Source organism: Mitsuaria sp. CC2 (assembly GCF_048957715.1).
Classification (GTDB): Bacteria; Pseudomonadota; Gammaproteobacteria; order Burkholderiales; family Burkholderiaceae_C; genus Roseateles.
Window position 1 is genome coordinate 1 of the sequence record NZ_JARVXN010000043.1, and the last position, 26,951, is coordinate 26,951.

General features: G+C 69.0%; 24 protein-coding genes and 1 pseudogene. 14 read left to right on the forward strand and 11 right to left on the reverse strand.

All coding sequences use genetic code 11. The features are described 5' to 3' along the window. Positions 1-311 (reverse strand): IS66-like element accessory protein TnpA (tnpA, locus tag PV762_RS27040; RefSeq protein WP_421038094.1); only part of this gene is annotated, 311 nt, incomplete at its 3' end. A 303-nt stretch (positions 312-614) separates the two neighbouring features. Between tnpA and PV762_RS27045 the strand changes: the two genes are divergently transcribed. Continuing rightward, positions 615-2,177, forward strand: a complete 1,563-nt coding sequence (locus tag PV762_RS27045) for a sensor histidine kinase (RefSeq protein WP_421038095.1) — start codon at positions 615-617, stop codon at positions 2,175-2,177. A gap of 410 nt (positions 2,178-2,587) precedes the next feature. Beyond that, positions 2,588-5,404 (forward strand): hypothetical protein, encoded by a 2,817-nt coding sequence (locus PV762_RS27050; RefSeq protein ID WP_421038096.1) that lies wholly within the window; start codon positions 2,588-2,590, stop codon positions 5,402-5,404. Positions 5,405-5,645: 241 nt separating this feature from the next. Here the strand turns inward: PV762_RS27050 and PV762_RS27055 are convergent, their stop codons facing one another. The 5 genes from PV762_RS27055 to PV762_RS27075 all read right to left on the reverse strand — a co-directional run bounded on the left by PV762_RS27055 (position 5,646) and on the right by PV762_RS27075 (position 10,333). Then, complete coding sequence (locus tag PV762_RS27055) at positions 5,646-6,665, reverse strand: ankyrin repeat domain-containing protein (RefSeq protein ID WP_421038097.1); 1,020 nt, start codon at positions 6,663-6,665, stop codon at positions 5,646-5,648. Positions 6,666-6,705: 40 nt separating this feature from the next. After that, positions 6,706-7,389 carry a 3-keto-disaccharide hydrolase gene (locus PV762_RS27060; protein ID WP_421038098.1) on the reverse strand — a complete coding sequence of 228 codons (684 nt, stop codon included), beginning with the start codon at positions 7,387-7,389 and terminating at the stop codon, positions 6,706-6,708. Next, the gene (locus PV762_RS27065) at positions 7,389-8,015 is read right to left on the reverse strand and encodes a gluconate 2-dehydrogenase subunit 3 family protein (RefSeq protein ID WP_421038099.1); all 627 of its coding nucleotides are present in this window, start codon (positions 8,013-8,015) and stop codon (positions 7,389-7,391) included. Before PV762_RS27065 ends, PV762_RS27060 begins: the two co-directional genes overlap by 1 nt. Before the next feature lie 2 nt (positions 8,016-8,017). Then, positions 8,018-9,832, reverse strand: a complete 1,815-nt coding sequence (locus PV762_RS27070; protein WP_421038100.1) for a GMC family oxidoreductase — start codon at positions 9,830-9,832, stop codon at positions 8,018-8,020. A 168-nt stretch (positions 9,833-10,000) separates the two neighbouring features. Continuing rightward, the gene (locus tag PV762_RS27075) at positions 10,001-10,333 is read right to left on the reverse strand and encodes a YnfA family protein (protein WP_421038101.1); all 333 of its coding nucleotides are present in this window, start codon (positions 10,331-10,333) and stop codon (positions 10,001-10,003) included. A gap of 89 nt (positions 10,334-10,422) precedes the next feature. Here PV762_RS27075 and PV762_RS27080 point away from each other — a divergent pair, with 89 nt between their 5' ends. The 5 genes from PV762_RS27080 (at position 10,423) to PV762_RS27100 (ending at position 13,199) form a co-directional block, all read left to right on the forward strand. Continuing rightward, positions 10,423-10,800: a hypothetical protein gene (locus PV762_RS27080; protein ID WP_421038102.1), complete on the forward strand. Its 378-nt coding sequence runs from the start codon at positions 10,423-10,425 to the stop codon at positions 10,798-10,800. Between the two features lie 2 nt (positions 10,801-10,802). Further along, positions 10,803-11,177 (forward strand): zinc-ribbon domain containing protein, encoded by a 375-nt coding sequence (locus PV762_RS27085; RefSeq protein ID WP_421038103.1) that lies wholly within the window; start codon positions 10,803-10,805, stop codon positions 11,175-11,177. A gap of 175 nt (positions 11,178-11,352) precedes the next feature. Beyond that, entirely contained in the window at positions 11,353-12,156 is an 804-nt protein-coding gene (locus tag PV762_RS27090; RefSeq protein WP_421038104.1) for a DUF4198 domain-containing protein, read from the forward strand. Beyond that, a complete protein-coding gene (locus PV762_RS27095; RefSeq protein WP_421038105.1) occupies positions 12,153-12,650 on the forward strand; it encodes a hypothetical protein in 498 nt (165 codons plus the stop codon). The genes PV762_RS27090 and PV762_RS27095 overlap by 4 nt, the downstream gene beginning before the upstream one ends. A gap of 9 nt (positions 12,651-12,659) precedes the next feature. Then, positions 12,660-13,199 carry a hypothetical protein gene (locus PV762_RS27100; RefSeq protein ID WP_421038106.1) on the forward strand — a complete coding sequence of 180 codons (540 nt, stop codon included), beginning with the start codon at positions 12,660-12,662 and terminating at the stop codon, positions 13,197-13,199. 22 nt (positions 13,200-13,221) lie between these two features. Here PV762_RS27100 and PV762_RS27105 read toward each other — a convergent pair. The 3 genes and pseudogenes from PV762_RS27105 to PV762_RS27115 all read right to left on the reverse strand — a co-directional run bounded on the left by PV762_RS27105 (position 13,222) and on the right by PV762_RS27115 (position 16,382). Beyond that, a pseudogene (locus PV762_RS27105) lies at positions 13,222-13,975 on the reverse strand (ethanolamine ammonia-lyase light chain EutC). Beyond that, positions 13,879-15,270 carry an ethanolamine ammonia-lyase subunit EutB gene (locus PV762_RS27110; RefSeq protein WP_421038107.1) on the reverse strand — a complete coding sequence of 464 codons (1,392 nt, stop codon included), beginning with the start codon at positions 15,268-15,270 and terminating at the stop codon, positions 13,879-13,881. Before PV762_RS27110 ends, PV762_RS27105 begins: the two are co-directional and overlap by 97 nt. A gap of 20 nt (positions 15,271-15,290) precedes the next feature. Then, complete coding sequence (locus PV762_RS27115; RefSeq protein ID WP_421038108.1) at positions 15,291-16,382, reverse strand: pirin family protein; 1,092 nt, start codon at positions 16,380-16,382, stop codon at positions 15,291-15,293. A 214-nt stretch (positions 16,383-16,596) separates the two neighbouring features. Here PV762_RS27115 and PV762_RS27120 point away from each other — a divergent pair, with 214 nt between their 5' ends. The 3 genes from PV762_RS27120 (at position 16,597) to PV762_RS27130 (ending at position 21,810) form a co-directional block, all read left to right on the forward strand. Continuing rightward, positions 16,597-18,546, forward strand: coding sequence for a diguanylate cyclase domain-containing protein (locus PV762_RS27120; RefSeq protein ID WP_421038109.1), 1,950 nt, complete (start codon positions 16,597-16,599; stop codon positions 18,544-18,546). A 103-nt stretch (positions 18,547-18,649) separates the two neighbouring features. Beyond that, positions 18,650-20,155, forward strand: a complete 1,506-nt coding sequence (locus PV762_RS27125; protein WP_421038110.1) for an ATPase domain-containing protein — start codon at positions 18,650-18,652, stop codon at positions 20,153-20,155. After that, positions 20,152-21,810, forward strand: coding sequence for a response regulator (locus PV762_RS27130; RefSeq protein ID WP_421038111.1), 1,659 nt, complete (start codon positions 20,152-20,154; stop codon positions 21,808-21,810). Before PV762_RS27125 ends, PV762_RS27130 begins: the two co-directional genes overlap by 4 nt. Before the next feature lie 42 nt (positions 21,811-21,852). On the opposite strand, the gene PV762_RS27135 is transcribed toward PV762_RS27130, so the two are convergent. Next, positions 21,853-22,194, reverse strand: coding sequence for a YciI family protein (locus PV762_RS27135; protein WP_421038112.1), 342 nt, complete (start codon positions 22,192-22,194; stop codon positions 21,853-21,855). A 116-nt stretch (positions 22,195-22,310) separates the two neighbouring features. Between PV762_RS27135 and PV762_RS27140 the strand changes: the two genes are divergently transcribed. The 3 genes from PV762_RS27140 (at position 22,311) to PV762_RS27150 (ending at position 24,624) form a co-directional block, all read left to right on the forward strand. Then, positions 22,311-22,964, forward strand: a complete 654-nt coding sequence (locus tag PV762_RS27140) for a helix-turn-helix domain-containing protein (protein WP_421038113.1) — start codon at positions 22,311-22,313, stop codon at positions 22,962-22,964. A 43-nt stretch (positions 22,965-23,007) separates the two neighbouring features. Next, positions 23,008-24,201 (forward strand): hypothetical protein, encoded by a 1,194-nt coding sequence (locus PV762_RS27145; RefSeq protein WP_421038114.1) that lies wholly within the window; start codon positions 23,008-23,010, stop codon positions 24,199-24,201. 108 nt (positions 24,202-24,309) lie between these two features. Continuing rightward, the gene (locus tag PV762_RS27150) at positions 24,310-24,624 is read left to right on the forward strand and encodes a hypothetical protein (protein WP_421038115.1); all 315 of its coding nucleotides are present in this window, start codon (positions 24,310-24,312) and stop codon (positions 24,622-24,624) included. 34 nt (positions 24,625-24,658) lie between these two features. On the opposite strand, the gene PV762_RS27155 is transcribed toward PV762_RS27150, so the two are convergent. After that, the gene (locus PV762_RS27155; protein ID WP_421038116.1) at positions 24,659-25,180 is read right to left on the reverse strand and encodes an O-acetyl-ADP-ribose deacetylase; all 522 of its coding nucleotides are present in this window, start codon (positions 25,178-25,180) and stop codon (positions 24,659-24,661) included. A 152-nt stretch (positions 25,181-25,332) separates the two neighbouring features. Here PV762_RS27155 and PV762_RS27160 point away from each other — a divergent pair, with 152 nt between their 5' ends. Then, positions 25,333-26,742: an APC family permease gene (locus PV762_RS27160; protein ID WP_421038117.1), complete on the forward strand. Its 1,410-nt coding sequence runs from the start codon at positions 25,333-25,335 to the stop codon at positions 26,740-26,742. Positions 26,743-26,951 lie beyond the last annotated feature (209 nt).

Here is a 26,951-nt window from a genome sequence, read left to right on the forward strand (position 1 = left end):
GGAAGAGGCACCCGCCATTGGCCAACGCACCCGTACATGGACCGGGCCGCGCTGCAGCTCCAGTTCGATGGACTGCGTGGCTCGCATGGTTCCGCTTCGGTGACCACCGACACCGGGACGAAGGCAGGGGTGCCAGCGGGCTCGCCATCGTGCCCAGCCACGCGCCGCCACTTGTGCACAAGGTTGGCGTTGAGGCCATAGCTCATCGCCACCTGGGCCACGGACGCGCCTGGCGCCGCGCATGCGGCGATGACTTGGCGCTTCAGGTCTGCATCGTGGCGCCGGCGACTGGCGGGCTTGGCGTCTGACATGGTGTCCACCTAACTGGTTTGGTGGACACCATGCTGGCCGTCGTTGACGGGCGGTTCAAGGTGAGTTGGCCGGACGCATACCTTGCAACGGCCGTTGCGGCCTTGTCCTCGGCGGGAGCGTCAGCACAACTGGCCAGCAAAGCAAAGCCGGTCGTGGCGAGAAGCAGGGCGACGTTACGCAGGAGGTGTTCAGTAGCCATGGATGTACATCGTCGTCTGGACATTCTTCGTGTCGACATGACCGACGGAGGAGGGACTTCCACGACCCGCGTCCCATGGCGCCGTTCTTGCCCTCCAGCCCCGATGCGCACTTCCACGTCCGCCGCCCGGCCACGGATCGCGTCCGCGGTTTCTGCGCGGCTTCATCTGTTCTTCGCGATCCTCGCCGCCGGCTTGTGCGTCGCATCGCTGCTCGGCTGGATCTTCGGCATCGAGCGCCTGACGACTTTCGTCCCCGGTCGGCCCGCCATGTCCCCGATGACCTTTGCGGGACTGTCGACCGGTGCGCTGGCGGCCGCCGCGATTCCCCGCTGGCTCCCACTCGCCCTGGCGTCGGCGCTCGCACAGCTCTCGATCGGAACCTTCGTCGTCATATGTCACGCCGTCGGGTGGACGCATCAGCTGGGCATCCCCACCTTCTGGTGGTCCTCGAAATTCACGGGACTGATGCTCGTCATCTCCGCGTCCGCCTGCGTGATGCTGGCGCTCAAGAAGTACGCCGTCGGTCAGGTCGTCAGCTTCGGCGTCCTGCTGATGGCGGGACTGATGGGGCTCGCGCACCTGTTCCCGAACGCATCCGTGTACAAGGCGCTGCCCGGCACCGGCGTCGCGATCCCCACCGTGCTCGGCCTGGCCGCCGTCTCGTTGAGCCAGCTCACCGCCTGCCGCTCCAGTGGCATCGCCGGCGCGCTGTCGTCTGGATCGTTGGCCGGGCGCACAGGTCTTCGCCTGCTCTTCGCCGGCGTCGGCGCCGTGCTGGCGATGTCCTTGGTCGTGGCCTTGGGATACAGGATCGATCTCTTCGATGCGGAGTCCGCGCTGCTGCTGATCGGCTGGGGCTCCGTCGCCGTGCTGGGAACGACGCTCTGGAGCCTGGCGGTGGCCGTGGCGCGCGCCGACGCCGCCAGGATGCGCGCGGAACGGGACCTCGACGAGCAGCGCACCATGGTCATGGCCGCACTGTCCCACGACATCCGCACGCCGCTGCAGGTGGCGTCCCTGTCCGCGGTCCTGCTGCAACGGCTGGTGCAGGGGGAGCAGGCACTCAACGCCGTCGAGCGGCTGCAGCGCTCGCATGGACGCATCGATCGCATGCTCCGCTCCCTGCTGGACAGCCTGACACTCGAGGGCGGCCAGCCGCTGCATCTGCGCGCCGGCGCGGTCTCGCTCCACGAGCTCGTCGCGGAGGTCATGGCGGAAAACCCCTCGACGCTGGACGGCCGGGTCGCCTGGGAGGGCGAGGCCCAAGGGTGGTGGGACCGCGACGCGGTCTACCGCGTCATCGAGAACCTGCTGCTGAACGCCGCCAAGTACGGGCGGCCGCAGACGCTCATCTGGTGCCGCATCGAGCCCCGAGGCGACCATGTGGCGCTGACCGTCGAGAACGAAGGCGAGCCCATCCCCGAATCGTCGTGGGAGGCGATCTTCGAGCCGTTCCAGCGTGGGGGCAGGGCGTCCGCGGCGGACCCCGTCGGCTGGGGCGTCGGATTGGCCTACGTCAAGGCGGTCGCGGCGCGACATGGCGGCGGCGTGCGCGTGGTCCAGTCCGACGGGACGCGCACCGCTTTTGAGTTGCTGCTGCTGCGGGACTGCCGGCCTTTGCTCGGTGGCATGCAGGCGGAGGAGGCGTCAGGCGGGCGCAGATGATCGGCCGATGCCCGATCAACGTCCAACATCTCGTGTGCTCATGCGGCGCCGCGCCTCGTCACTCCCACCGACCGAACACATGTGCCCCGGTGGCCGCCGACACGGCTCTCGTCGCGAATTCGATGGGGAAGACTTCGCGCAGTCCTAGTCCCAATCGCTTCAACGCGCGGCGCGTCTCGGCCGCGGAATCGCTGTTGCGACAGACTGCATCACGGCGGGAGCGGGCGGCGCCGCAGATCCGTTCCGCTGTGTTTATCTCCAAAGATTGGAGGTCGATGAAAGACGGCCGTCATCCTCTCGATTGGTGATGTGGCGGAAAGGCCGACCCACCCAAAAGAGGAGGAGACGTTTCAACTCGGAATCGGCGAGCATTCGGCCCGATCGCGAACGACGATTCCGAAGGAGAAGGCATGAGTTCCGTGAAACTGAGCGCCGAGACGCTCAAGGTCCTGGCAGGCTTGATCAAGAACCCGTCCCAGGCCCTGCCGGACGCGCTGAAGACCTTGGACCCCAGTGGTCCGTGGCACCTGCTGACCCAGAAGGTGGGCTCCAACCTGGCCAAGACCGGAGAAGCTGAACTCGCCTTGCCGCTGCTGGACAAGTCGGTCGCCAAGGACGGCTCGCTGTCGACCGACTGGACCTGGAATGCCTCGATCGAGGCCAATGCCGCGTTGGCCGTGGACCTCCTGACCGAGGAGGATCTGGAAGCGCTGCCCGTCAAGCCCGACGCCGGCCACACGCTCATCGTCTACGGCGCAAGTATTTCCGCAGGCGGCACGCTGGGCGCCAACGCCGACCATCTGCCCTGGGGCAAGGTGGGCGCGAGCGCCGGCGGCAAGCGCGGCGCGGACATGCGCTGGTACATCCAGGCGGCGGACAGCGTCACCCTGCTGGCCGCGCTGGAAGCGGCGCAAAACCACTTCGTCTGGCCGCACGACCTGCAGGGCATGCTGCGGCAGGCGCTGCGCACCGATTGGTTCGGCATGGCCTATGAGCTCGACGGCGAAGCGCAACTGGCCATCGACGTCGATGCCTCGCTCCAAGGTCCGGGAGTGACCTTCAGCCTGAACGGCGACACCTCGACCGTCGGCCTCTCATTCGGTCTGAAGGCGGGATTCAAGGCCGCGCGCAAGAGCCGCTGGAAGCTCAGCGCCATGGTCGAGCCGCGCGCTCTACCGGGCGGTGCCGCGGTGCTCGGGCTGCGCGTGCAGTTGCATGACCTGAAGCAGAACAGCAGCAGTGGGTCGGTGGCCTTCACGGCCGGCGCCGACTTCTCGGCGGTCGCCGCCAGCGCCGAGCGCGCGCTTCGCGCCGCCTGGCCGGCGGTCGAGCGCAGCGAGCTGCTGGACGCGCTGACGCAGCCCGGGACGGTCGTCGCCGACGACCTGCGCGGCCTGATCGACCAGGAACTGGATGGCTCGCTGAAGCCGCTCGCCGCCGTGCTGGCCGGGGGCAAGCCCAGCGCCGACCTGCGCGCGGGCCTGGTGGACAAGATCACCTTCGGACTCGCGGATGTGCTGGACGGAGCGCTGGGCAAGATCGCGGACGAGAAGGCCGATCTCCATCAGGTCGCGACGGCCTGGTTGCATCAGCTGCTGGGTCCTGCGGCGGATTCGGTGAAGGTGGACGAGAAGATCCAGGCCCTGGTGTCCAAGTCGCTCGACCAGGCCACCGACCGCCTCCAGCAGGCCATCGAGTCGCTGCGTAAACAGATCGTCGGGAAAGCCCAGACGCCGATCGATGCGGTGCTCAAGGGCCTGGGCGAACTGGGCGCCCAGTTCGACGAAAAGCTGACGGACCTCAACGACAACGGCGTGTCGGCGGCGATCACGAAGGCGCTGAAGCAATATGCCGATCGCCGCGACAAGCTGCTGGGCGTGCTGGCCGACAGCCACCGCCAGAAGCTGACCTTGGCCCTGGCCGCCGCCTCTGCGCGCGAGACCGGATCGGAGGCAGCCTTCGACGTCTGGTTCCGTCCGGACGACAGCGTCACGCCCGAAGCGCAGGCGCTGTTCGATGCGTTGTATGCGGGCCAGCTGCTGACGCTGCCGGAGCTGGTGCGGGCCGCAGCGGCCCGAGGCGCCATCGCCGACGCCAAGGGCTGGCTGCTGTCCACCAGCAAGACGCTTCAGGAGCAGCGGGTGACGCTGAACTTCTTCGGCGTCGAGATCGGCAGCCGGTCGACCTGGCTGCGCGACGTGGCCGTCAAGACCGATCTGGTCACGGGCGACCTGCTCGCCGTGAACGCGGGCCTGTCCGGCGAGACGGCGATCTTCAATCCCTGGAAGAACCGCACGGCGCGGCTCGGCCTGCGGCTCGATCTGAGCGGTGAGCGTGCCGCCTCCCGTCAGCTGGCGGTCTCGCTGGACGGTGCCTTCACGGCGAAGCAGGAGAACACGAATCGCCAGAAGGTGCAGGACCTGCTGAACGCCTACGCTGATGCGACCGGCACGCAGCAGAGCGACATCAGCCAGTTCCTGGAGCTGCCGCCGGCCAGCGACAGCGACGGCCTGCGCCGGTTCTGGAAATCGCTGACGATCGCGGTGCCCGTGGCGCTCGATGGCCGGCAATGGGCGAGCTTCGCCGCCATGGACGCGGCGCAGATCGAGCGCGTGTCGACGGAGGTTGCGTTGGCGCAGTTCCAGCGGCGCTACGTGGCGGACTCGCTGTTCTCCAAGGATCCGGTCGGGGATCTTCGGCGGTTGGTAGTCTCGGTCAGGGATCTGAAGAAGGCAGACAACGTCGACGTCCTGAGCTATCTGAAGCTGTTCCCGGAGCGCCATGTCGGCGCGTTCAGTGCCGCCGCCGCGGCTCGCAAGGTCGGCATCGAGGCCTCGGACAGCACGTTGCACAGCCCGGGGGCACGACGATTCCTGGCCTATCACCGCCTGTCCGCCACCATCCAGGCACCGCTGCGTCTGCGCGATCTCGCTGCCGAGGCGTCGCGCGTCGTGCAGTCGCTGCCTGCCCATCCGGACCCCGCGGCCGTGCGCCAGCTGCTGGAGCCCATCATGGCGCGCATGCAGGACGCGCTGGCGCCGGTGGCGCTGGTCAGCGAGACGTGGCTGGGCCTCGGCCTCTTGGGCGCCAAGGACGAGCCCGTGGCCTGGCCCTTCGTCAGCTTCGTGACCACCATGGCCCGACTGGCCGGTCTGCCCGTGCCACCCGGCTTCGCGCCCATCGCCCAGGTGGGCAATGGATCCCCGGTGCGTCTGATCGCGGGCTGAGGGCGGTTGGGCGGGCAGCGTGATCCGCAAGTCCTGACCCCAAAGGGGGATACCGATCCCCAGCACTCCCACCAAGGAATGAACCGCCGGAAGTCTGTCCGGCCCGCACACATGCCGCCCGCAGCCCGGCGTTCCAGCACCTGACCCAGCAGCAACACGCCGGCCGTGCAGTACGCGAAGGGCCCCAGTGGCAGGACGGCGACGTGAGATCCAGGCGGATGCAGGGCGAGATTCAAGCCGCTCAACGCGCGCCGTGCTGCCGCAGCAAGGCGATCATCTGATCGTCCTGGTTGTGGCGGGCCCGCGCCATCACGGAAGTGCCGTCCTTGGCGACGGCCTTCACGTCGGCGTGGTGCTCGATCAGCAGCTGGGCCATCTCCATGTTGCCGACGCCGGCCATCCACCACAGCGGCGTCGCGCCGTCCGTGTCGCGCGGATCGACCGGAACGCCCTGGTCGAGCAGCACGCGGGCGACATCCTTCTCTCCCGAGTCGGCCGCGCGATGCAGCACCGTGTTGTTCCTGACTTCCGGATCGACGGCGCGGGGATCGGCGCCGGCGGCGATCAGGAAGGTCGCCGTGGCGGCGCGGGCCGACGAGGACGCGGTGCTCTCGCGTGCGCCGCCCGCCAACGCCCACAGCGCTTCCGTGGCCACGGGTCCCGGGCTCAGGCCCACGCGTGGTGCCAGGATCTGCAGCATCGGGAACTGCCCGGCAGCGGCGGCGGAGACGTACGCGCGCTTGACGACATCCGCAGCGGGATTGGCATCGAGCAGCAGTCGCGTCAATGCCTCATCCCCGGCGAAAGCCGCCACGGACAGGGCCGGTCCCACCCTCGGCCCCCACTGGGACTGATCCACCTTCGCCGCCAGCAACTGCTTCACGACGGCGGTCCGTTTGGCCCGGGTGGCCGCATCCAGCGCGGTCAGTTCCTGACCCGACAGTTCGTTCACGGGAATCGCCGCCTGGAGATACCACCGCACGGCGGTCTCGTCTCCTCGCGCGGCAGCGGCGACGAAGGCGTCCTGCGTGAACGGCTGCCCCAACTTCACCAGCTGCTGCCGAGGATCTTCCCTGGGCTCGGGTTGGAACAGCGCCACCAGCTTCTTCGCCGAATCGGTGAAGCCGGCCACGCCGGTGACGATCGCGGCGATCACCAGCAGGACCGCCACCCAGCGCCGCTGCTTCAGCTGCGCGAGATAGCGTTCGTGAAGCGGCGGGGCCGGTGGCGGTGGCGGTGGCGGTGGCGCGGCATCGGGCATCGCAGTTCCTCGTGAGAGACCGGTGCCGGGTCTTGCGCCGTCAGGGCAATGCCTTCACCTTGATGTTCCGGAAGTGTGCCTCGCTTTCCGGGTCGTGGCCCTGCAGCGCGAAAGTGCCGCTGGCGAGGTAACGCTTCTCCAGTCCCTTCTTGCGGACGATGGGCGACTCCTCGGTGTAGTCGGCCGTCTTCTCGCTGTTGACGAAGGTGGTCACGTGTCTGCCTTCGACGCGAACAGTCAGCGTGAACCACTGGTGGTCCGGCGACACGACCTTCAGGTAGTCCTGCACGCCCCACAGCCCGCCGGTGCGGCTGGGGTCGCTGTGGGAGTTGTTGACCTGCACCTCGTAGCCCAGCTCAGGCCAGCCCACCTCCTGCCACTTCGTGTGGAAGTACACCCCGGAGTTGGCCTTGGGGAAGGTCATCACGTCGACCTTCAACTCGAAGTTCTTGAAGTCGTGCTGCTGCACGGGGCCCGTGTAGAACAGGTGCGAGCGCGGACCGCGCACGACGATGGCGCCGTCCTTCACGCTGAAGGAGCCGGGCTGGTCGCTGGCGCGCCAGTGCTCCAGGCTCTTGCCGTCGAACAGCAGTTGCCAGCCGGCGGCGGTCTCTTCGGCGGTGAGCGTGTTGGGCATGTCGGCGGCGTGGGCGGAGGGGGACAGGGCGAGGCCGGCGACGGTCACGGACAGGGCCGCGGCCGCGGTGACAGGGGCGAAGCGCATCAGGCGACTCCTACGATCTGCAAGACCTTGAGGGGCGGGCCGTCGAAAGTGACGGAGGGAATGTTGCCGACGAAACCGACGTCCTTCATGCCGTCGGGCGTCGTGTAGAAGCCGCCGGCGGTCAGGTCGCGGAAGCGCTTGAAGAAGCGCGCGGCGGTGGCGAACTCGGGACGGGCGGATTCGGTCCAGCAGATGTCGTCGGCGATCTGAGATTGCTGCGCGACGTCGAGCTGGTCGAAGCGCTTGCCGCCGAAGCGCTTCGCGCTCTCGGCGTCCAGCCAGGCCAGCCCCTCCAGGATGAGCGGCTTGTCCTTGGCCTGGTTGGGGTAGGGCGCGCTGATCCATTCGTCGATGAAGCGGTGCACCTGCAGCTGCGCCGCGCTGGGCGACTGGTCGTCGGCCGGGATGATGAGACCGCACAACGCCTGCGCGCTGCGGTTCTGCGCGGCGTCGAAGGTCAGCGGCCACAACTCGCCGCTCGTGTAGCGTTTCGTCAGCAGCGGGTCGGTGCCGTAGCCCTTGGGCTTGCCGCCCTTCTTCCGGGCGGGCGTGGCGCCGGCCGACACGTCGACGCTGAGCGCCGCGGCGGCCGCCAGCATCCATTGCAGGGTCGTTCTGCGGTCCATGCTCAGAGCTCCTTCTTGCGGAAGCGGTCGACGATGTGGTCGGCCTGGCGCCAGGCCAGCGCCATGATGGTCAGCGTCGGATTCTTGTCGGCGTTGGAGGCGAAGGGCGCCCCGTCGGACAGGAACAGGTTGGGCACGTCCCAGGTCTGGCCCCAGCCGTTGGTGACGGAGCTCCTGCGGTCCGCGCCCATGATCGCGCCGCCCACCTCGTGGATGATGTAGCCGCCGGGGGCGATCGCCTTGCGGCCGTCCAGCTCCGGGCCGCCGTCGAGCACCTTGCCGCCCATGGCGCCGACGATCTCCGCGAAGGTCTTCTGCATGTGCGCGGCCTGGCGGGTCTCGTGCTCCGACCACTGCCAGTGGAAGCGCAGCACCGGAATGCCGAAGCGGTCCTTGGTCGCCGGGTCGATCTCGCAGAACGACTGCTCGTTGGGGATCATCTCGCCGCGGCCGGCGAAGTACACAAACGATCCGAAGGTCCGGCGCACGTCCTGCTTGAACTTCGCGCCGTAGCTGCCCTTCGTCAGCCACTCCAGGCCCGCGCCGGTGCCGGCGCCGGGCATGCGGCGGCCGGTGCCCAGCTCGATGTGATACCCGCGGGGGAAGCCCAGGCCCTGCTCGGCCCAGCGCGCGCCCTGCTTGCCGTAGAGCCACCAGGGCGCGTACATGTGAGAGCCGCCGGCGCCGTCCTCGTTGTGCGGCGGCAGGTTCTCCAGCAGCGGCACCTGGCCGGCCAGGTCGCTGCCGACGGTGTCCATCACGTACTTGCCGACCTTGCCGCTGCTGTTGGCCAGCCCCTGCGGATACGCGCTGGTCCTGCTGTTCAGCAGGATGCGCGCCGATTCGCAGGCGCTGGCGGACAGCACCACGGCGCGGGCCTTGGCTTCGATGTGCTTGCCCGTCTTGCGATCGATGAAGCGCACGCCGCTGGCCTTGCCGTTGCGGGTCGTGACCTCGTAGACCATGGCGTCGCACAGCACGTCGAGGTTGCCGCTGGCGAGCGCCGGCGGCAGATGCACCGCGGGGCTCTGGTAGGTGGCGCCGATGGAACAGCCGCGCGAGCAGGGCGTGGCCCAGAAGCAGGCGGCCCGTTCGCGCATGGACTGCGCGACCAGCGCCTGCGCGCGCGGGTTGCCCGGATGCAGCAGGGCGGGGATGCGGGCGTCGTCGAGCTTGGCGGTCAGCACCGCGCGGTGGATGGGCACCACCGGGATGCCGAGCTTGCCGGCGCGCTGGGCGACCAGGCGTTCCCCCACGCGCGCGGCGGGGGCGGGCAGCAGACAGCCCTCGGGTGAGTCGGGGGTGTTCTCCAGACCCTCGTTGGTGCCGTAGATGCCCACCAGCATCTCGACCTTGTCGTAGTAGGGGGCCAGGTCTTGATAGTCGATGGGCCAGTCGAAGCCCAGGCCGTCTCGCGTGTGGGGCTTGAAGTCATAGGGGCCATTGCGCAGCGAGATGCGGCCCCAGTGGTTGGTGCGGCCGCCCAGCATGCGGGCGCGCCACCACTCGAAGCGCTGTTCCTCGTTGTCGGAGGCCTGCGTGTAGGGCTCGCCCGGCACCTGCCAGCCGCCGTCCACCGTCGCGTCGTAGAACCCGAAAGCCTTGTCCGGCGTGCTGGCGCCGCGCAGCGGGGCGTCGTGCGAGGTCTGGAACATCGGCGTCTCGGTGCGGAAGTCGTAGTACCTGCCGGCTTCCAGCATCAGCACCTTCACGCCTTCGAGCGCCAGCGTGTAGGCCGTCTGGCCGCCGCCAGCGCCCGAGCCGACGACGATGACGTCGTAGTCGCGCGCCAAGTTGCGCGTCGTCACAAAACCCATGCGCCCTCCTGAAGAAGTCGGCGCAGTTTGCCACCGCGGGGGAGGGCGTTTCGGGAAGTCATGGAGCGGCCGCGCGACGGCGTGCGATTACGATTCCGCGCGGCGGCGGAGATGGCGCAAGCCCCTATTGCACGGGTCCGGTCTGCTCGTGCTGGAAGCGCTTCAGACTCAGCCCGCGCGTCGTCCGAACATGATGATCCCCATCCCGAGCAGGCTGACGCCGACGCCCAGCCAATCCGTCCCGGTGGGCTTGATCTTGTCGACCACCATCAGCCAGATCACGGCCACGCCGATGTAGACGCCGCCGTAGGCCGCGTAAACGCGACCGGCGGCGGTAGGGTGCAAGGTGAGCAGCCACGCGAACAGCGCGAGGCTGCCTGCCGCCGGAATGAGCAGCCAGATCGGCTTGCCCTGCTTGAGCCAGAGGTAGGGGAGGTAGCAGCCTACGATCTCGGCGAGGGCGGTCAGCACGAACAGGGCGAGGGTGCGAAGCAGGTCCATGGGCGGATTGTGCTGTGGGGGGCGGGTCTTGCTCTGGCGCGTGCGGCAGATCGCTCCGAGCCGCCGGCCTCTGCTAACGTGCGATCGACATGCGCGCCACACCGATCCGCCTTCGACTGCTTCTCGCATTGACCGCCGCCATCTGCATGATGCCTGCATGGGCGGTGACGTCGTCGTCGTCGCCCGAAGCCGTGCGGTCGCCGCCGCCGCTGAATCTGCGACTGCCGCAATCAACGATGCGCGATGCAGGTCCGATGGTCCAGATTCCGCCATCGAAGCCTGCTGCGCTCGCCGGTCAGTCGATGCGTCTGCAGCCCGTCAGGAACATCTTCGAGTGGGGCGTCGAAGGCAGCCGCGAGGCGATCATCGCCTGCCAGAAGGGCGCCTACCCAGGCGCCGCGGTCGCGGCCTACCAGACCTGGACGCCGAAGAGCAACGCGCAGCCGGATCACTGCGACAGGTTCTGAGAATGCCCGCCCGACCCGCCTGCCGGAACTGCCGGACGCCCATCCTCGCGCTGACCGCCGCTGTCACCGGTGGCGTCTGCGTGCGCTGCGCCGGGAAGTGGCGCCACGCCACGAAGCATTCAGCGGTGCTTGCCGATCAATCGGCATGGTCCGATGCGAGCAAGCGTTCCCGGTCCTACGAGCCCGACGCGACCATCCATTACTTCGACGAGTTCTACTGGTGCGAGCGCTGCGACGCGCCGTCCGTGTTCACCGCGATCCAGCAGAAGCACGCGTACGAAGTCGAGAAGCGCTATCTCTTCCAGACCCGGAAGCTTTGCGATGGCTGCCATGCGCTGTCCAAGGCGTCGCAGCGCGCCTCCGACACCTCGGTTTGACCTTCGGCGCCGAACGATGGTGCCCCCGCTCCTCGGTGCAAGACCTGGCACCTGAAGCCAGCCGCTCGGCGTTCCTGCGAATTATTCGCAATTGCGATCAATTCTCATCTATAGTGCCGATCCGCCTGCGGACCCGGTGTGGGGACCGCTCAACGACTCAACCGGCTCCACCGACATGTCCCTCTTCAGGTTCCAGAAGCTCGGCCTCCTGCTGACCCCGCTGCTGCTGTGCGCGGGCGCCGCCCAGGCCCATTCGCCCTACCTCAAGCCCAACACCTTCACCGCGGAGGAGCAGCGCAAGCATGTGACTGTCGAAGCCTCGTTCGCCGAAGGCGACCTGCGCCCCGACGTGGCGATGAAGTCCGACACCTTCCAGGTGATCGGGCCCGACGGCAAGAAGCTGCCCCTCGCGCCGGCCGCCGTGCTGAAGGACGCCAGCTACCTGGAGGTGCCGCTGGGCGCCGGGAACGGCACCTACCTCGTGTCGTCGGGCGTGCGCAAGGGCCGCCTGGCCAAGGGCATGTTGCGCGAAGGCAAGGTGGTGTTCTCCGAACGCGCCGAAGACGCCAAGCCCGGCGACAAGCCGATCGACGTGCAGAGCATCACCCGCGCCGATGTCTACGTGACGCGCGGCCGCCCGAACGCGGTGGACTTCGACACCGAGGGCGTCGAGATCTTCCCGGTGACCAAGCCGTACGAGCTGTATGCCGGCGAGCCCGTCACCGTGCGCGTGCGCGAGAACCGCAAGCCGCTGGCCGGCGAGACGCTGACCGTCATCGCCGACGGCCAGAACTACGTGAGCCACAAGCAGCCGGAGCTGGACTTCAGCACCAACGCCGCCGGCGAGGTGAGCTTCAAGCCCAAGACCGCCGGCCTCTACCTGCTGCAGGTGCGCGTGCGTCGCGCGTCTGCCGACAACCCCGCGCTGTGGACCAGCACCACGGCCACCCTGACCATCGAAGTGCAGCCCCAGCCATGAAGACGACCCTCCAACGTTCCCTGCTCGTGAGCCTGCTGGGCCTGGCCGCGCTGCCGGTGCTGGCCGCTTCGCATTCCTCCACGACGTTCATCGCCGAGCAGGACCTCAACGGCGACGGCAAGGTGCTGCTCGCCGAGTTCAAGCTCGGCCGCGAGGTCGAGTTCGTGCGCGTCGACTTCAACGCCGACGGCCAGTTGAGCGAAGCGGAATACCTCGGCGAATTCGAAGGCCGGCTGATGCAGCGCATCGGCAAGCTCGCCGATCCCGAGAAGCGCCGCGAGGAACTCCAGCGTCAGATGCGCCAGGCGAAAGTTCGCTTCGGCGTGCTCGACAAGGACAAGAGCGGCGGCATCAGCCTGGAAGAGTTCATGGCCGCCGGTCTGAGCATGTTCAACCTGCACGACCGCAACAAGGACGGCGTCGTCGACGAGGTCGATGTGAAGATCGCCGAGGACGACAAGAAGGCGGGCAAGGAGAGCTTCGTTTCGCCTTAAGCTGGAGCGATGCAACGCATCGTTCAAGTCAAACGGCGGCCGCCGCTCGACAGCGTCATCGGTGTTCTCCTCGTCGACGCGCCGGGTCTGGTCGTCGTCTCGGCGATCTCGGGGTCGCTGGATCCGGATGGGTATTGCTTCCTGCCCAAGTCGGACCTCGTGGAGATCGAGGACGATTTCGAGCACCTCGATTTCCATGTCGCGGCGGCGTCCGTCTGGGACCGCGTCGAGCCGGACATCCCGGGGCTCGATCTCCAGGGCGGCTACTTCGAGCTGATGCAGTCGATGTCGCGGGAGCAGTCGCTCATCGCCATCTACCCGGAAGTGTCCGATCCGGACATCTGCTTCGTGGGCACCGTGCGCCGCGTGCTCTCGGACAGGATCGGATTCACCAATCTGTCCTCGAAGGGCGTCTGGGTGCCGGAGACCCAGACGATCAAGATCGGCGAGATCACCAAGATCGAACTGTCAACGCGCTATCTGAGGTCGTTGCAGGGGGTGATCGCGGGGTGGCCCCCTCTCCCGCACTGCGGGAGAGGGCGGGGGTGAGGGCCAGCGGCCGTGGCAGTCATCAATTGCCATCCAGCCGGAACGTCTCCCGCGCTTCGACCGCCGGCGCCGCATCGGCACTCTCGTCCTTCAACGCAACACCTGTCACCTGACGAGCCCGCGCTTCGTTGAGCAGCCACGCGAGCCGAGCCGCTGCGGCTTCCAGCGCCAGTCCTTCCGGCCGCACGTTGGAGATGCAGTTGCGCTCCGCGTCCACGCGGCCGGGGCGAGGCGCCCAGGTGACGTACACGCCCATGCTGTCGGGCGAACTCAGGCCCGAGCGCTTCGATGAACGCGAGCGCATGTCGCTCGATCGCCAGCGCAGACAGCCCGTCCGCCACGACCAGCGCCAGATCCGGTTGAGCCTCCACATCGAGCGCGGACAGCACGGCTGTCGACGCGTCGTCCAACCTTCGCCCAAGATCCGGCCGCTGAAGGTACTCCGCCCGATCGGCGGCAGCGCTGTGCAGATCGAGCGTCTCCAACCCCGCCTCGTTCAACGATGCCGCCAAGGCCGCGTGATCGAGCTCGAGATGCACCGCGTCCCGCGCCTGCGCATGCGCGAGCTGGAACGCCAGGTGCGCCGCCGTCGGCTGGCTGACGCCCGCGCGTCCCAGGCCGATGCGCGCCGGCGTGTGGCGGCGCAACGTGTGCCAGGGGTTGCGGATGAGGGCGTCGCTCATGACGATGGCAGCAAGGCGGCGAACGCCGGCGACATGCCGTCCACCAGATGCCCCGGCGCGCCGGGCTGGGCGATGCGCATGCGCTCGAGCCAGCGCTCGAACTCCGGCGCGGCGCGCAAGCCCAGCACCCGCCGCGCATACAGCGCGTCGTGGAACGACGTCGTCTGGTAGTTGAGCATCACGTCGTCCGATCCCGGGATGCCCATGATGAAGTTGCAGCCCGCCACGCCCAGCAGCGTGAGCAGCACGTCCATGTCGTTCTGGTCCGCCGCGGCATGGTTGGTGTAGCAGATGTCGCAGCCCATCGGCAGGCCCAGCAGCTTCGCGCAGAAGTGGTCCTCCAGTCCCGCGCGGATGATCTGCTTGCCGTCGTACAGGTACTCCGGCCCGATGAACCCGACCACCGTGTTCACCAGCAGCGGCTCGAAGTGCCGCGCCACCGCGTAGGTCCGGGCCTCGACGGTCTGCTGGTCGCAGCCATGGTGCGCGCCGGCGGACAGCGCGCTGCCCTGGCCGGTCTCGAAGTACATGACGTGACGCCCGCGTCCGCCGTCGTCGAAGACGGCGCCTCGCCCCAGCGACAACGCGGCCGCGCGAGCCTCCGCCAGCAGCTTCAGATCGACGCCGAAGCTGCGGTTGGTCGCCTCCGTGCCGCCGATGGACTGGAACACCAGATCGACCGGCGCGCCGCGCTCGATGCACTGCATCGTGTTGGTCACATGCGTGAGCACGCAGCTCTGCGTGGGGATCTCGAAACGTTCGATGACCTCCGCGAGCAGGCGCAGCAGATGCGCCACCTGGGTCACGTTGTCGGTGGCCGGGTTGATGCCGATGACCGCGTCGCCGCTGCCGTACATCAGGCCGTCCAGCACGCTGGCGGCGATGCCGCTGACGTCGTCGGTCGGGTGGTTGGGCTGCAGTCGCGTCGACAGCCGGCCCGAAAGGCCCAGCGTGTTCCGGAAGCGCGTGACGACCTCGCACTTCCTCGCGACCAGGATCAGGTCCTGGTTGCGCATGATCTTGCTCGCTGCGGCGACCATCTCCGGCGTGAGGCCGGGCGCGAGGCGCGTCAGCGTCGTCGTGTCCGCGGTGTCCGAGAGCAGCCACTCGCGAAGGTCCCCGACGGTCAGATGACTGATCGGCTGGAGGGCCGCGGCGTCGTGCGTGTCGACGATCAGGCGCGTGACCTCGTCGTCCTCGTACGGGACCACGGCCTCGTTGAGGAAGGCCTTCAGCGGCAGGTCGGCCAGGGCCATCTGAGCGGCCACGCGCTCCCGCTCGGACTCGGCGCATACGCCGGCGAGCCGGTCGCCCGAACGCTCCGGCGTGGCCTTGGCCATCAACTCACGCAAGCTGTCGAAACGGTAGCTGACGACGTCGTGCGCCATGCGGGCTCCTGTCCTGCGCGTCAGACCCGCGGCGCGGGCCGTTCAGTCTTGCCGTCGGCATGCCGCGCGAAGCGGTCCTCCTCATCGCCATGCACCGGCGCTTGATCCGGCCACGGCCAGCCGCCGAACTCGGTGCGGCGGTAGTCCTCGAACGCCTGGCGCAACTCCTGCTCGGTGTTCATGACGAAGGGGCCGTACTGCGCCACCGGTTCGCCGATCGGTCGGCCCTGCAGCATCAGCAGCTCAGCGGGTTCGTTCCCGTTGACCAGCGCCACGCTGGCCCCGGCCCGCACTTCCACGGAATTGCCGACGGCCACGGATCGACCGTCGATGGTGATCTCCTTGCCGGCGAAGAAGTACAGCTTGCGTCGCGTGCCGTCCCCCAGCGCCGCGGGCAGGGTCCATCGCGCACCGGCTTCCAGGCGCAGCGTCCACATCGCCAGATCCGAATGCAGCCGCGCCCCCCACGAGTCCGGCGGCGGCGCGAGCGGCTTGGCCACGTTCCCGCCGGCATGCCCGGGGGCGGGGAGATCGCCCGCGATGACCACCACCTCGGTGGCGCGCCCGGCCGCGTCCACGAAGGTGTGCCGGGGGATGTCCTCCGACCAGAACATCGTGAAATGCGGCGCCACCATCTTGCTGTCCGCCGGCAGGTTGAGCCAGATCTGGAACAGTTCCAGCGGGTTGGGGCGGTCGTCGTGCAGCAGCGGGAACATCTCCGCATGGACGATGCCCTTGCCGGCCGTCAGCCACTGGACGTCGCCGCCGCCGAAGCGCGCGCCGGCGCCCAGCGAGTCGGAGTGGTCGATGCGACCCTGGCGCACGATGGTCACGGTCTCGAAGCCGCGGTGCGGGTGGGCGGGGAAGCCGGGCACCTGCTGGCCGTGGTACATGCTCCAGCCGTCCTGGCGGGAGAAGTCCGAGCCCATCTTCCGGCCCGCGAGCAGCGAATCGTCCGGGCCGTAGTGGCCGTTGCCGCGCGGATAGGCGTCGTCGTGGTGGACGCAGAACAGGAAGGGATCGATCGTGTCCCAGGGCATGCCCAGGGGCTGGACGGAGAGGACAGAGAGGACGGACGAGGCGGTCTCGGTGGTGTCGGTGTCGGGCGTCATGGTGATCCGGTGGTTCCAGGTGTTCCCCGCACCCTAACCCGATCCGGCCGACCTTGCGCGACGCGAGGGCGTTCCTCAGGGCAATCCCCGTCGGTGGACGCCCTACACGAGCTTCAGCCAGTCCCGGCTGGTGGGGCCGGCGACGCGGGCGTACAACGTCCAGGGCTTCCGGCGGGCGTTTTTTTACCGTCGGCTCCACAGGGAAGACGATTTCATGAAACTACAACGGACGATCGTCAGGAATACATTGGCCCGCCTGCGCCGCTGGCTGGCCGCCGGCAATCTGCTGCTGGCGCTGATGCTGTGCCTGGCCGCCGCGTTGAGCCTGCGCAACGCCCGGGAGGGCGACGAGGACGCCGCGCGCCTGACCGCCGAGAACCTGTCCACCAGCATGAGCAGCGAGGTCGCCTCCGAACTGCGCCTCATCGACAACGCCCTGGCCACGGTGGCCGAGCGGTATGCCAAGACGGCCCGCGAAGCGGACCGCCCCGACGTGCTGTCGCAGATGGTCGCCGAGCAGCGCGTGCTGCTCAAGCATGTGAGCGCGGTGCGCGTGGTCGACGCGACCGGCGACCTGGTCAGCGACGGTGTCGGCGCCGACGGCGGGCCGACGGCGGCCATCCACCTCGGCGACCGGTCCTACTTCGAGCGCGCGAGGGCGCGCGACGCCACCGTCGTGTCCGAGCCGCTGCTCAGCCGCCTGACGGGCGTCTGGTGCATCGTGGTCGCGCGCCGGCTGATCAACGCCGACGGCGGATTCGACGGCGTGGTGCTGACGGAGGTGAGTTCGGAGCATTTCGCGGAACACTTCGCCGGGATGGCGCTCGGGCGCTCGGGCGCCATGTCGATGCGCATGAACGACAACTTCCTGCTGGTGGCCCGTCATTCCGCGTCCGAGCCCCGGGCGGTCAAGGGGCTGGGCGAGGGCACCGTCTCCGCGGCCTTGCGGGAACACATCCAGCGCAACGCGGCGCAGGGCTGGTACGTGACGTCGACGGCGCTGGACAAGGTCGAACGGATCACCGCCTACCACCGCGTGGCGGGTTATCCGTTCACCGTCCTGGCCGGCCTGAGCACCGATGAGTACCTCGGGGCCTGGCACCGGCAGGTGGCCGAGGTCTGCGTCCTGGTGGCGTTGATGATCCTGCTGGTCGGTGTCGCCTCCGTGCTGCTGTACCGGGGCCAGAAGCAGGAGCATCACGGCCGTCTCGCGGCGGACCGCACCGCGCGCGAGCAGGCGCTGATGCTGGAGAACGACCTGGTCGGCATGGTGCGTCTCAAGTCGCGCGTGATCCTCTGGGACAACAAGGCCCTGGCGCGCATCCTCGGCTACGGCCCCGGCGAGCTGCGCGGCAGGTCCATGCGCGACCTCTACCTGGACCAGGCCACCTTCGACCACATCGGCCGGGCCGGTTACGGCGCGCTGCGGGGCGGGCAACGCTTCCGCACCCAGGTGCAGATGCGCAGGAAGGACGGCGGCGTGTTGTGGATCGACCTGAGCGGCATGCTGGTGTCCGAGGAAGAGAGCCTGTGGATGCTGATGGACATCGACGCGCTCAAGCAGAGCGAGGAGAAGGCCTACGGCATGGCCTTCCGCGACGCGCTGACCGGTCTGCCGAACCGGCGCCTGTTCGAGGAGAAACTCGCCGACGCGCAGGCGACGGCGTTGCGGACGGAGGCGGGCATCGCCGTCTGCTATCTGGATCTGGACGGCTTCAAGCCGGTCAACGACCGCCACGGGCATGAGGCCGGCGACGAGGTGCTCAAGACGGTCGGCGCGCGCCTGCAGCAGACCTTGCGCGCGAACGACATCGTGGCGCGCCTGGGCGGCGATGAATTCGCGATCGTGCTGGCCGCCAGCGGCGACTCGGGCAGCGCGCGCACCGTGATCCACCGCTGCCTGTCGGAGATCGAGCGGCCGATCGAGGTCGCCGGCGGGCACCGGGTCACCGTGAGCGCGAGCATCGGCATCGTGCTGGCCCGCGGATCCTGCGACATGGCCGCGGTCATGCGCGGCGCCGACGACGCCATGTACGCGGCCAAGCGTGCCGGCAAGGGGCGCATCCAGATCGGATCGACCGTGTCGCCGGCCGCCGCGTCGTCGGTGGCCGCCCTGTCGACGCCGCCGCCGATGGCGGTGCCGCGGCCGCTGCTGGTGGCATAGGGGGCAGGAACGGTATTTGCTGCGGCCCGGAACCCGACCTCCCCGGACCGCCCCCGCAGGCGCCTGGGAAGATGCCATTTCCCCGCCCGCCCCGTTCCCCCTCATGCCCCAACAACGCTGTTCCACCGGCATCTCCGGCCTGGATGACATCCTCCAGGGCGGCCTGCCGCAAGGTCACCTCTACCTCTTCGAGGGCGAGCCGGGCACCGGCAAGACCACCCTGGGCATGCATTTCCTGCTGGCAGGACTGGCCGCGGGCGAGTCGGGGCTCTACGTCACCTTGTCCGAGACCGCCAACGAACTCAAGGAAGTTGCGAAGTCCCACGGCTGGGACCTCGATCAGGCCGGTCTGGAGGTGTTTGAGTTGGTCAGCGCGGAGCAGCTTGGCCCGGACGCAGAGCAGTCCATCATCCACCCCGCCGAGCTGGAGCTGAACCAGACCGTCCAGGGCGTGATGGCGCGGATCGAGGCGAACCGCCCCAAGCGCGTCGTCTTCGACAGCCTGTCGGAGATGCGCCTGCTCGCGCAGGACCCGCTGCGCTACCGGCGCCAGGTGCTGGCGCTCAAGCACTTCTTCGCGCACCACGACTGCACGGTGCTGATGCTGGACGACCTCAGCGCCTCCACCGGCGACATGCAGCTGCGCAGCATCGCCCACGGCGTCGTGTGGCTGCAGCAGATCGTCGGCGAGTACGGCGCCGACAAGCGCTTCCTGCGCGTGGCGAAGATGCGCGGCATCGGCTTCCGCAGCGGGGAGCACGATTTCACCCTCAAGACCGGCGGACTGGAGGTGTTCCCTCGCCTGATCGCGGCCGAGCACCACAAGACCTTCACGCCGGAGAACGTCAGCACGGGGAACGAGGCCTTCGACGCCGCGCTGGGCGGCGGCCTGGCCCGCGGCAGCAGCACGCTGTTCGTCGGACCGTCCGGGGTCGGCAAGACCACCACCGCGATCGCGTGCGTCCATGCGACCCTCCGGCGGGGCGAGAAGGCGGCGTACTACCTCTTCGACGAGGGCCTGGGCACACTGCTGCCGCGCGCGAAGGCGCTGGGCTACCCCCTGCAGGACTACATGGATGACGAGCAGTTCCTGCTCAGCGCGCTGGATCCCGCGGAAGTCACCGCCGGCGAGTTCGCCTCGCGCGTGCGGCGCTCGGTCGAGCAGGACGGCGTGCGCACGGTGGTGATCGACAGCCTCAACGCCTACCTGCAGGCGATGCCCGGCAGCAAATTCCTGATGCTGCAGATGCATGAACTGCTGACCTACCTCAACAAGCGCGGGGTGATGACCATCCTGGTGCTCGGCCAGCACGGCATCCTCGGTCAGGGGCGGCTCGACATCGACCTGAGCTATCTGAGCGACGCGGTCGTGCTGTTCCGGTACTTCGAGGCCCGCGGCAACCTGCTCAAGGCGGTGTCGGTCGCCAAGAGCCGCACCAACAAGCACGCCAACACCATCCATGAGTTCCGGCTGGGCGGGCAGGGCGTGGAGGTCGGCGTGGCGCTGACGGACTTCGAGGGCGTGGTGTCCGGCATCTCCCGGTACGCCGGTGAAATGGCGCTGCTGGGCGACGGCGACGGCGACGACGATCGGCGCAGCGCTGGATGACGAGCGCCTTCGAATCCCGTGTGATCGTCCTGGCACCGTTCGGCCGGGATGCCCGGGTGATCGCCGAGGTGGTGACGGGCCTGGCGCCGGCCCATCCCGTCCACACGCCGGAACAGCTGCTGACGGCGCTGAACGAGGGCGCAGCGGCGGCCGTCGTGACGGAGGAGGCCCTCTCCATCGCGCCCGGCAGCCCGGTGCACCTCTGGCTGAGCCGGCAGCCGCCGTGGTCGGACTTCCCCTTCGTGGTCCTGACCAGCAAGCGCACCGGCCGCCGCGCGCCCAACGCGGCCACGTCGCTGCATCTGATGGGCAACGTCATCCTGCTGGAGCGGCCGCTGAGCCCCGACACCCTGCACACCGCCGTGGAGGCCGCGGTGCGCGCCCGGGCGAGGCAGTACGCGAACCGGGCGATGCTCGCCGAACTGGCGGTCGCGCACGACGCGGTGGAGCGCCTGAACCGCGAGCTCGAGGATCGCATCGAGAGCCGCACGCGGGAGCTGTCCATGGCCAACAACCGGCTCATGAACGAGATCGCGGAGCGCGAGCGGGCGCAGGCGGCGCTGCTGCAGGTCCAGAAGATGGAGGCGATGGGGCACCTGACGGGCGGCATCGCGCACGACTTCAACAACCTGCTGCACGTGATCGGCACCAACCTGGACCTGCTGGCGCGGCTGGACTGCCCGCCGCCGGCCGGCCGGATCGTCGAGGGGGCGCGTCGGACGGTGAAGCGTGGCGCGCGCCTGACCGAGCAGCTGCTGTCCTTCGCCCGCAACCAGTCGCTGGTGCCGCAGGCCACCGACGTCCACGCGTCCGTCGACGGCATGCAGGAACTGCTGATGACCTCGGTCGGATCTCGCGTGCGGATCGACCTGGACCTCGTGCATCCGCGGCCCGTCGCGCTGATCGATCCCAACCAGCTGGAGATGGCCGTCCTCAACCTCGCGCTGAACGCGCGCGATGCGATGAAGGAGGGCGGCGCCATCGTCATCTCGACGCGGGAGGTCGAGTGCGAGCGGGAGGGGCAGGTCGTGCCCGGCCTGCGGCTCACGGTGGCGGACAACGGCGCGGGCATTCCGGCGTCGATCGTCGAGCGCGTCTTCGAGCCCTTCTTCACCACCAAGGCGATGGGCAGCGGCACCGGCCTGGGCCTGGCGCAGGTGTACGGCTTCGCCAAGCAATCGGGCGGGCACGCGGAGATCGAGAGCGCGCCGGGGCGGGGGACGCAGGTGCACCTCATCTTTCCGCTGGCCACGGAGGCGCTGGCGGCGGAAACCGAGGCCGACGGCGCCGGGCTGGCGACGCCGAGCCAGGAGATCCTGGTGGTGGAGGACGACGACGAGGTGCGCCATTCCATCGTCCAGAGCCTGGAGCTGCTGGGTCATCGGGTGACGGCGGTGGCCAACGGCGCGGAGGCGCTGATCCGGCTCGGCGAGCGCCAGCCGAGCCTGCTGATCGTGGACTACGTGATGCCGGGCATGAACGGCGGTGAGCTGATCCGCCGCGTGCAGGACGCGTGGCCGACGATCCCGATCATCCTGGCGACGGGCTATGCGGACATGGACAAGGTCGGCCAGGTGCTGGGCGCGCGGTCCATCCTGAAGAAGCCGTTCCGCGTGGATGCGCTGGCGGAGGCGGTGCACCTGGCGGTGGCCTGAGCGTCAGGGCGACGCCGTTGCGTGCACCGGGCCGAACTGGAATCAGGACGCCGGATCGAAGAAGAACACACGGAGTTCCTGCTGGCAGCGACAGGCCTTGGCGAGGCGCGCGGCCCAGTCGATGGCCGCCTCGCGCGAGGGCAGCTCCAGCACGCAGAATCCGCCGTTGAGCGCGGGGGCCCCGGGATAGCCGCCGTCGGCGACGCTGCCGTCCCCGGAGACGAGCACCGGGGGAACGCTCTCGTCGATGCCGCCGGCGAAGACATAGACGCCGGCTGCTTTCGCCTCCTCGACCACCGCGTGGGAGTCGCGGACCACCGCGTCCCATTCCCCGTCGGGGACGACCATCGCGGCGCTGGGGAAGGAGATCAGGTACTTGGCCATGGCGTGTCCTCGTTTCACACGGAGGATATCCTCTGTGCGCCCGACTCCCCGATGAGGCCCGTTTTGCACATCTCCACCGACAACTCCGACTCGACGTCGGGTGAGTGCCTGAATCCATGACGACCGGCATCACCGTGCACGGCGCCTTTGAGCGGATGGCGCGTCATCGCCACGGCGAGGGTTACGTCGCGCTGGTGCTCGCCGGCGGCTACATGGAGGCCGGCGATCGCGGCCGCCTGCGCGTCGAGGCCGGCCAGGCCGTGTTCCATGGCCAGCACGAGTCGCATCTGAACGAATTCTTCCGCGCGGGCGCCCGCGTGCTGAATCTGCCGTCGACCGGGGCCGACATCGGCCAGGCGTTCGGTCAGGTCGATGACCCCGACGCGATTGCCCGGCTCGCCGAGCGGGATCCGGACGAGGCCGCCCGATTGCTGTGCCGGACCTTCCGTGCTTCGACGGTTCGACTGGGTGACTGGCCGGATCTGCTGGCGGCGGCGCTCGCGGAGGATCCGACGCTCGGACTGGCCGAGTGGGCCGACACCATGGGCATCGCGCCGCAATCGCTCAGCCGTGGCTTTCACCGTGCCTACGGCATCAGTCCGAAACGCTACCGCCTGGAGTTGCGAACGCTGCAGGCATTGCGCCAACTGCCCGGATGGCAGGGGTCGATGGCGACGCTCGCCGCCGAGACGGGCTTCGCCGATCAGGCGCACCTGACACGCGCCGTCGTCGCCCTGACCGGGCGAACGCCGACGCGCTGGCTGGGTTAAGTCCGTTCAAGCATGGATCCGTTCGCGTGCCTAGCATCGAGGCATGCAACGACGAACCTTCCTCCATCTGCCGCTGCTCGCTTCGGTGGCATCCCTGCTCGCCGTCGAGTCCCTCGGCGCCCAGACCCGGACCAACCGCACGCGATGGCGGGTGCGGGCTTCCGAAGGCTTCGATGCGATCGCCTTCCTGGGGCCGCTGTCGGGCACGCCGCTGTACCTGGACTTCTACAGCGACGACGCCGCGGTCTTCGCGCCTCGCCTGCCGGAGGCGGTGCGCAGCGACGTGGCGCGGTTGTGGAACGAAGCGACGAAGGACGGCTTCGGCCTGCTCGGTCCCAACCTGCAGGTGCTGTTTTCCGCCAACGGGCACGACGCCACGATCGCCACGCTGCTGACCGCGCTCCGGGCGCGGCAGACGGCCATCCTGCCGGGCTACAAGGCCAGCAGCTACTGGAGCGAACAGGACTGGGCCTGGTTCGATCGCGCGGCGCCTCGCCTCGATGCGATCTTCAGCGCGATGCAGCGCGCAGGATTCGCCGCTTTCCGCAAGGCGCGGATCGGCGATGACCTGGACCGGCGCATCGCCGAAGTGGGGCGGGCGCTGGCCGGTTTCGACGTGATCTCATGGCAGGAAAAGCTGACCGGCCGCCGCTTCGAGCCGGAGATCCAGATCGTGCTGCTGCAGTTCTCCAAACCTCACGGCATCAAGGTGCAGGGTCAGACCTTCCTGCAGGCGGCCGACTACGACACCGCGACCACGGTGCGGATCGCCGCGCACGAGATGCTCCATCCGCCGATGCCGATGGACGGCCCGGCGGCGACCGCGGCGCTTGCCGCGTTCGGTCGCGATCCGCTGATCACGAGGATCGTGCGCGACCACGATCCGCGCTGGGGCTATACGACGCTGAAGGGCCTGATGGACGAGGACCTGTGCCAGGCGCTGGACCAGATGATCAGCGAGGCGCTGGGCGTGGCCCGCAACCCGGCGGACCGCTGGCGCAGGTCGGACGACGGCATCCACGTGATCGCCGCCGGACTGTATGGTCTGCTGCGCCAGGATCGCTGGGCGGAGAAGGGCGGGTCGATCGAGCGCTGGCTCGCCGATGCCGCTGCCCAAGGCCGGCTGGCGCCGGCGGTGTTCCATCCGGCGGCGGCGCGGGTGCTGGAGCGGCCGGTCGACGCGCTGTGGCCGGTACCGGCAGACGCGCCGGCGAAGGGCGCCTCGGCGCCCGGCTGATCACCGCAACAGGCCGTTCAACCGCTCCATCCGCAGCTCGCGACACGACGGTCCGAAAGAGCAAGGCACCCGCATACAACGCCTCCTGGAGCAATTGGAGGATTGAACATGCAGGCAGGTTCTGCGGCGGGCGCGGGCGAAGACCGCGTGACCGCCACCGTCCCTCGGAAGCGGAGTTACTTCTTGGCCAGCGCGGCCACGGTCCTGGCCATCGGGATCGCGGCGGCGGCGACCTGGCTCACCGCGATGAGCTTCGTCGAGGCCTACGGCATCGGCGCGACACACCTCGGTCAAGCGGCCGACCCGGCCAAGCGGGTGCCCCCGGGCATGGAGATGCTCGTGCTGGATGCCGCCGCGCTGCTGTTCGTGGCCGTGCTGGCGAGGGTGGCGTTCCGGGGATTCCGATCACCGTCGCGAGATTGAGCCACCCGTCAAGCCGCCTCCGCGGCCGCCGCGCTCATGCGGGATCCAGCTCCCGCAGCACCGCTTCGTAGACCGCCAGGTCAGCCGCGGAGAAGCAGCAGAACACGACGGACTCGATCGCCGGATGCTGCTCGATGGCACGTCGAACGCTCGCGATGGCGACGCGGCTGGCCTGCTCGATGGGATAGCCGAAGATGCCGGTGCTGATGCTCGGAAAGGCGATCGAGCGGACGCCCGCCGCGGCCGCGATCTCGATCGAGCGCGCGTAACAGGAGGCCAGCGCTTCCGGCTCGCCGGAAGCGCCGCCGCGCCAGACGGGTCCCACCGTGTGGACGATGTGCCGCGCCGGAAGCCGGTAGCCGCGGGTCAGCTTCGCGTCGCCCGTCTTGCAGCCGCCGAGCAGGCGGCATTCGTGGACCAGGTCCGGACCCGCCGCACGATGGATGGCGCCGTCGACCCCCCCGCCGCCCAGCAGGGACGAGTTGGCGGCGTTGACGATGGCGTCGACTTGCAAACGGGTGATGTCGCCTTGGAGGGCCGAAAGCTGGTTCTTCATGTCTGGTCTCCCGCCCGCGGCATCTGGCGGTGGGCTGATGCCGTGAGGCCTTGCGCAGCGAGCGTATCGCAAGACCCAGGCATCACGGCGTTCGCGACGGGACGGATGGCAATTAGCATCGCGCGTCCCGTTCAAGAGTCGACGTCTCATCCATGCCTTCGCCCGTTCCTGCCGACGACCCTTCCAGCGTGCAACCGCAGCGCATCCTCGACGTCCGCCACGCGATGGCGCTGTGCATTGGCATGGTCGTCGGCGCGGGCATCTTCAAGACCTCGCCGATGGTGGCGCAGTTCCTGGCCACGCCGGAGCAGCTCTACCTCGCCTGGGCCCTGGGCGGGGTGCTCTCCTTCATCGGCGGCCTGTGCTTCGCGGAACTCGCCGCGGCCTTCCCCGACGCCGGCGGCGACTACCACTTCCTGCGCCGCGCTTTCGGCGCGCGACTCGGCTTCCTTTTCGCGTGGTCGCGCTTTGCGGTGATCCACACGGGCTCGATGGCCTTGCTCGGTTTCGTGTTCGGGGACTACCTCGCGCAGGTCGTCGACCTCTCGCCCTGGCTCGGCGAGTCCGTCAGCGCCTGGCTCGCGGGCGGCCTGATCGTCGCGCTCACGGGGCTCAATCTGCTCGGCGTGCGGGTGGGGCTGGGCACGCAGCTCGGCCTGACGACGCTGGTCATCGGCGGGCTGTTGCTGCTCGGAATCGGCGCGGGTTGGCAACAGTGGCAAGGCCTGGCGCCGGCCGCAGCCGCCGGACCTGGTCTTGCGGGCGCAACCGCCGGGTCGACCGGTCCTGAGGTCCTCGGTACCGCGACGGTTTCCTGGGGCACCGCGATGGTGTTCGTGTTCCTCGCCTACGGCGGCTGGAGCGACGCGGCCACCTTGTCCGCCGAGATGAAGGATCCCCGCCGCGGCATCGTGCGGGCGCTGCTGCTGGGCCTGGGCACGGTGACCGCGCTCTATCTGCTCGCCAACTGGGCCTACGTGCGGGTGCTCGGTCTGGGCGGACTGGCCGCAAGCGGCGCACCGGCCGCGGAGGCCATGCGCGTGGTGTTCGGCCGCGGCGCGGAGCTCCTCATGGTCGGCGTGGTGACGCTCACGGCGTTGTCGGTGATGAACGCGATCCTGATCGCCGGCCCGCGCACGACCTACGCCGCTGCGCGCGATCTCGCGGCGGAGCTGCAGCTCGCGCGCTGGGATGCCGATCGCGGCACGCCGACCGTCGCGGTGATCGCCACCAGCGGCATGGCGCTGGCGCTGGTCGCCTTCGGCGCGGCGACGCGCGACGGGTTCTCGACGATGGTCGACTACCTGTCGCCGGTGTACTGGTGCTTCATGACGCTCAGCGGGCTGGCCGTGCTGGTGCTGCGCCGCAAGGCGCCGACGCATCTGCGGCCGTTCCGCGTGCCGCTGTACCCGGTGCTGCCGCTGCTGTTCGTCGGCTGCAGCGCCTATGTGCTGTGGTCCAGCGTGGTCTACGTCAGCTCCGGCGCGATCGTCGGCGTCGCGGTGTTGGCCGCGGGCGCGCTGCTGCTGTGGGGATACGGGCGCTTGAAGTGCGCCGGATGAATTCGATTCAGAACGCCACCACGAGCGAATCCGCGAAGCGCTCCGCGACGAACTGCCGGACCTCGGGCGACTGGCCGCGCGGACGAGAAAAAGCCCGGGAGGCGGGACTCCCAGGCTTGAAATGCTCGGAAGAGCACACGGCAAAGGTCGACGTCAGGATCGCCTAGGCGCAAGGCCTTGGCTACGACGCGATGCGCAGGTGCTTATGC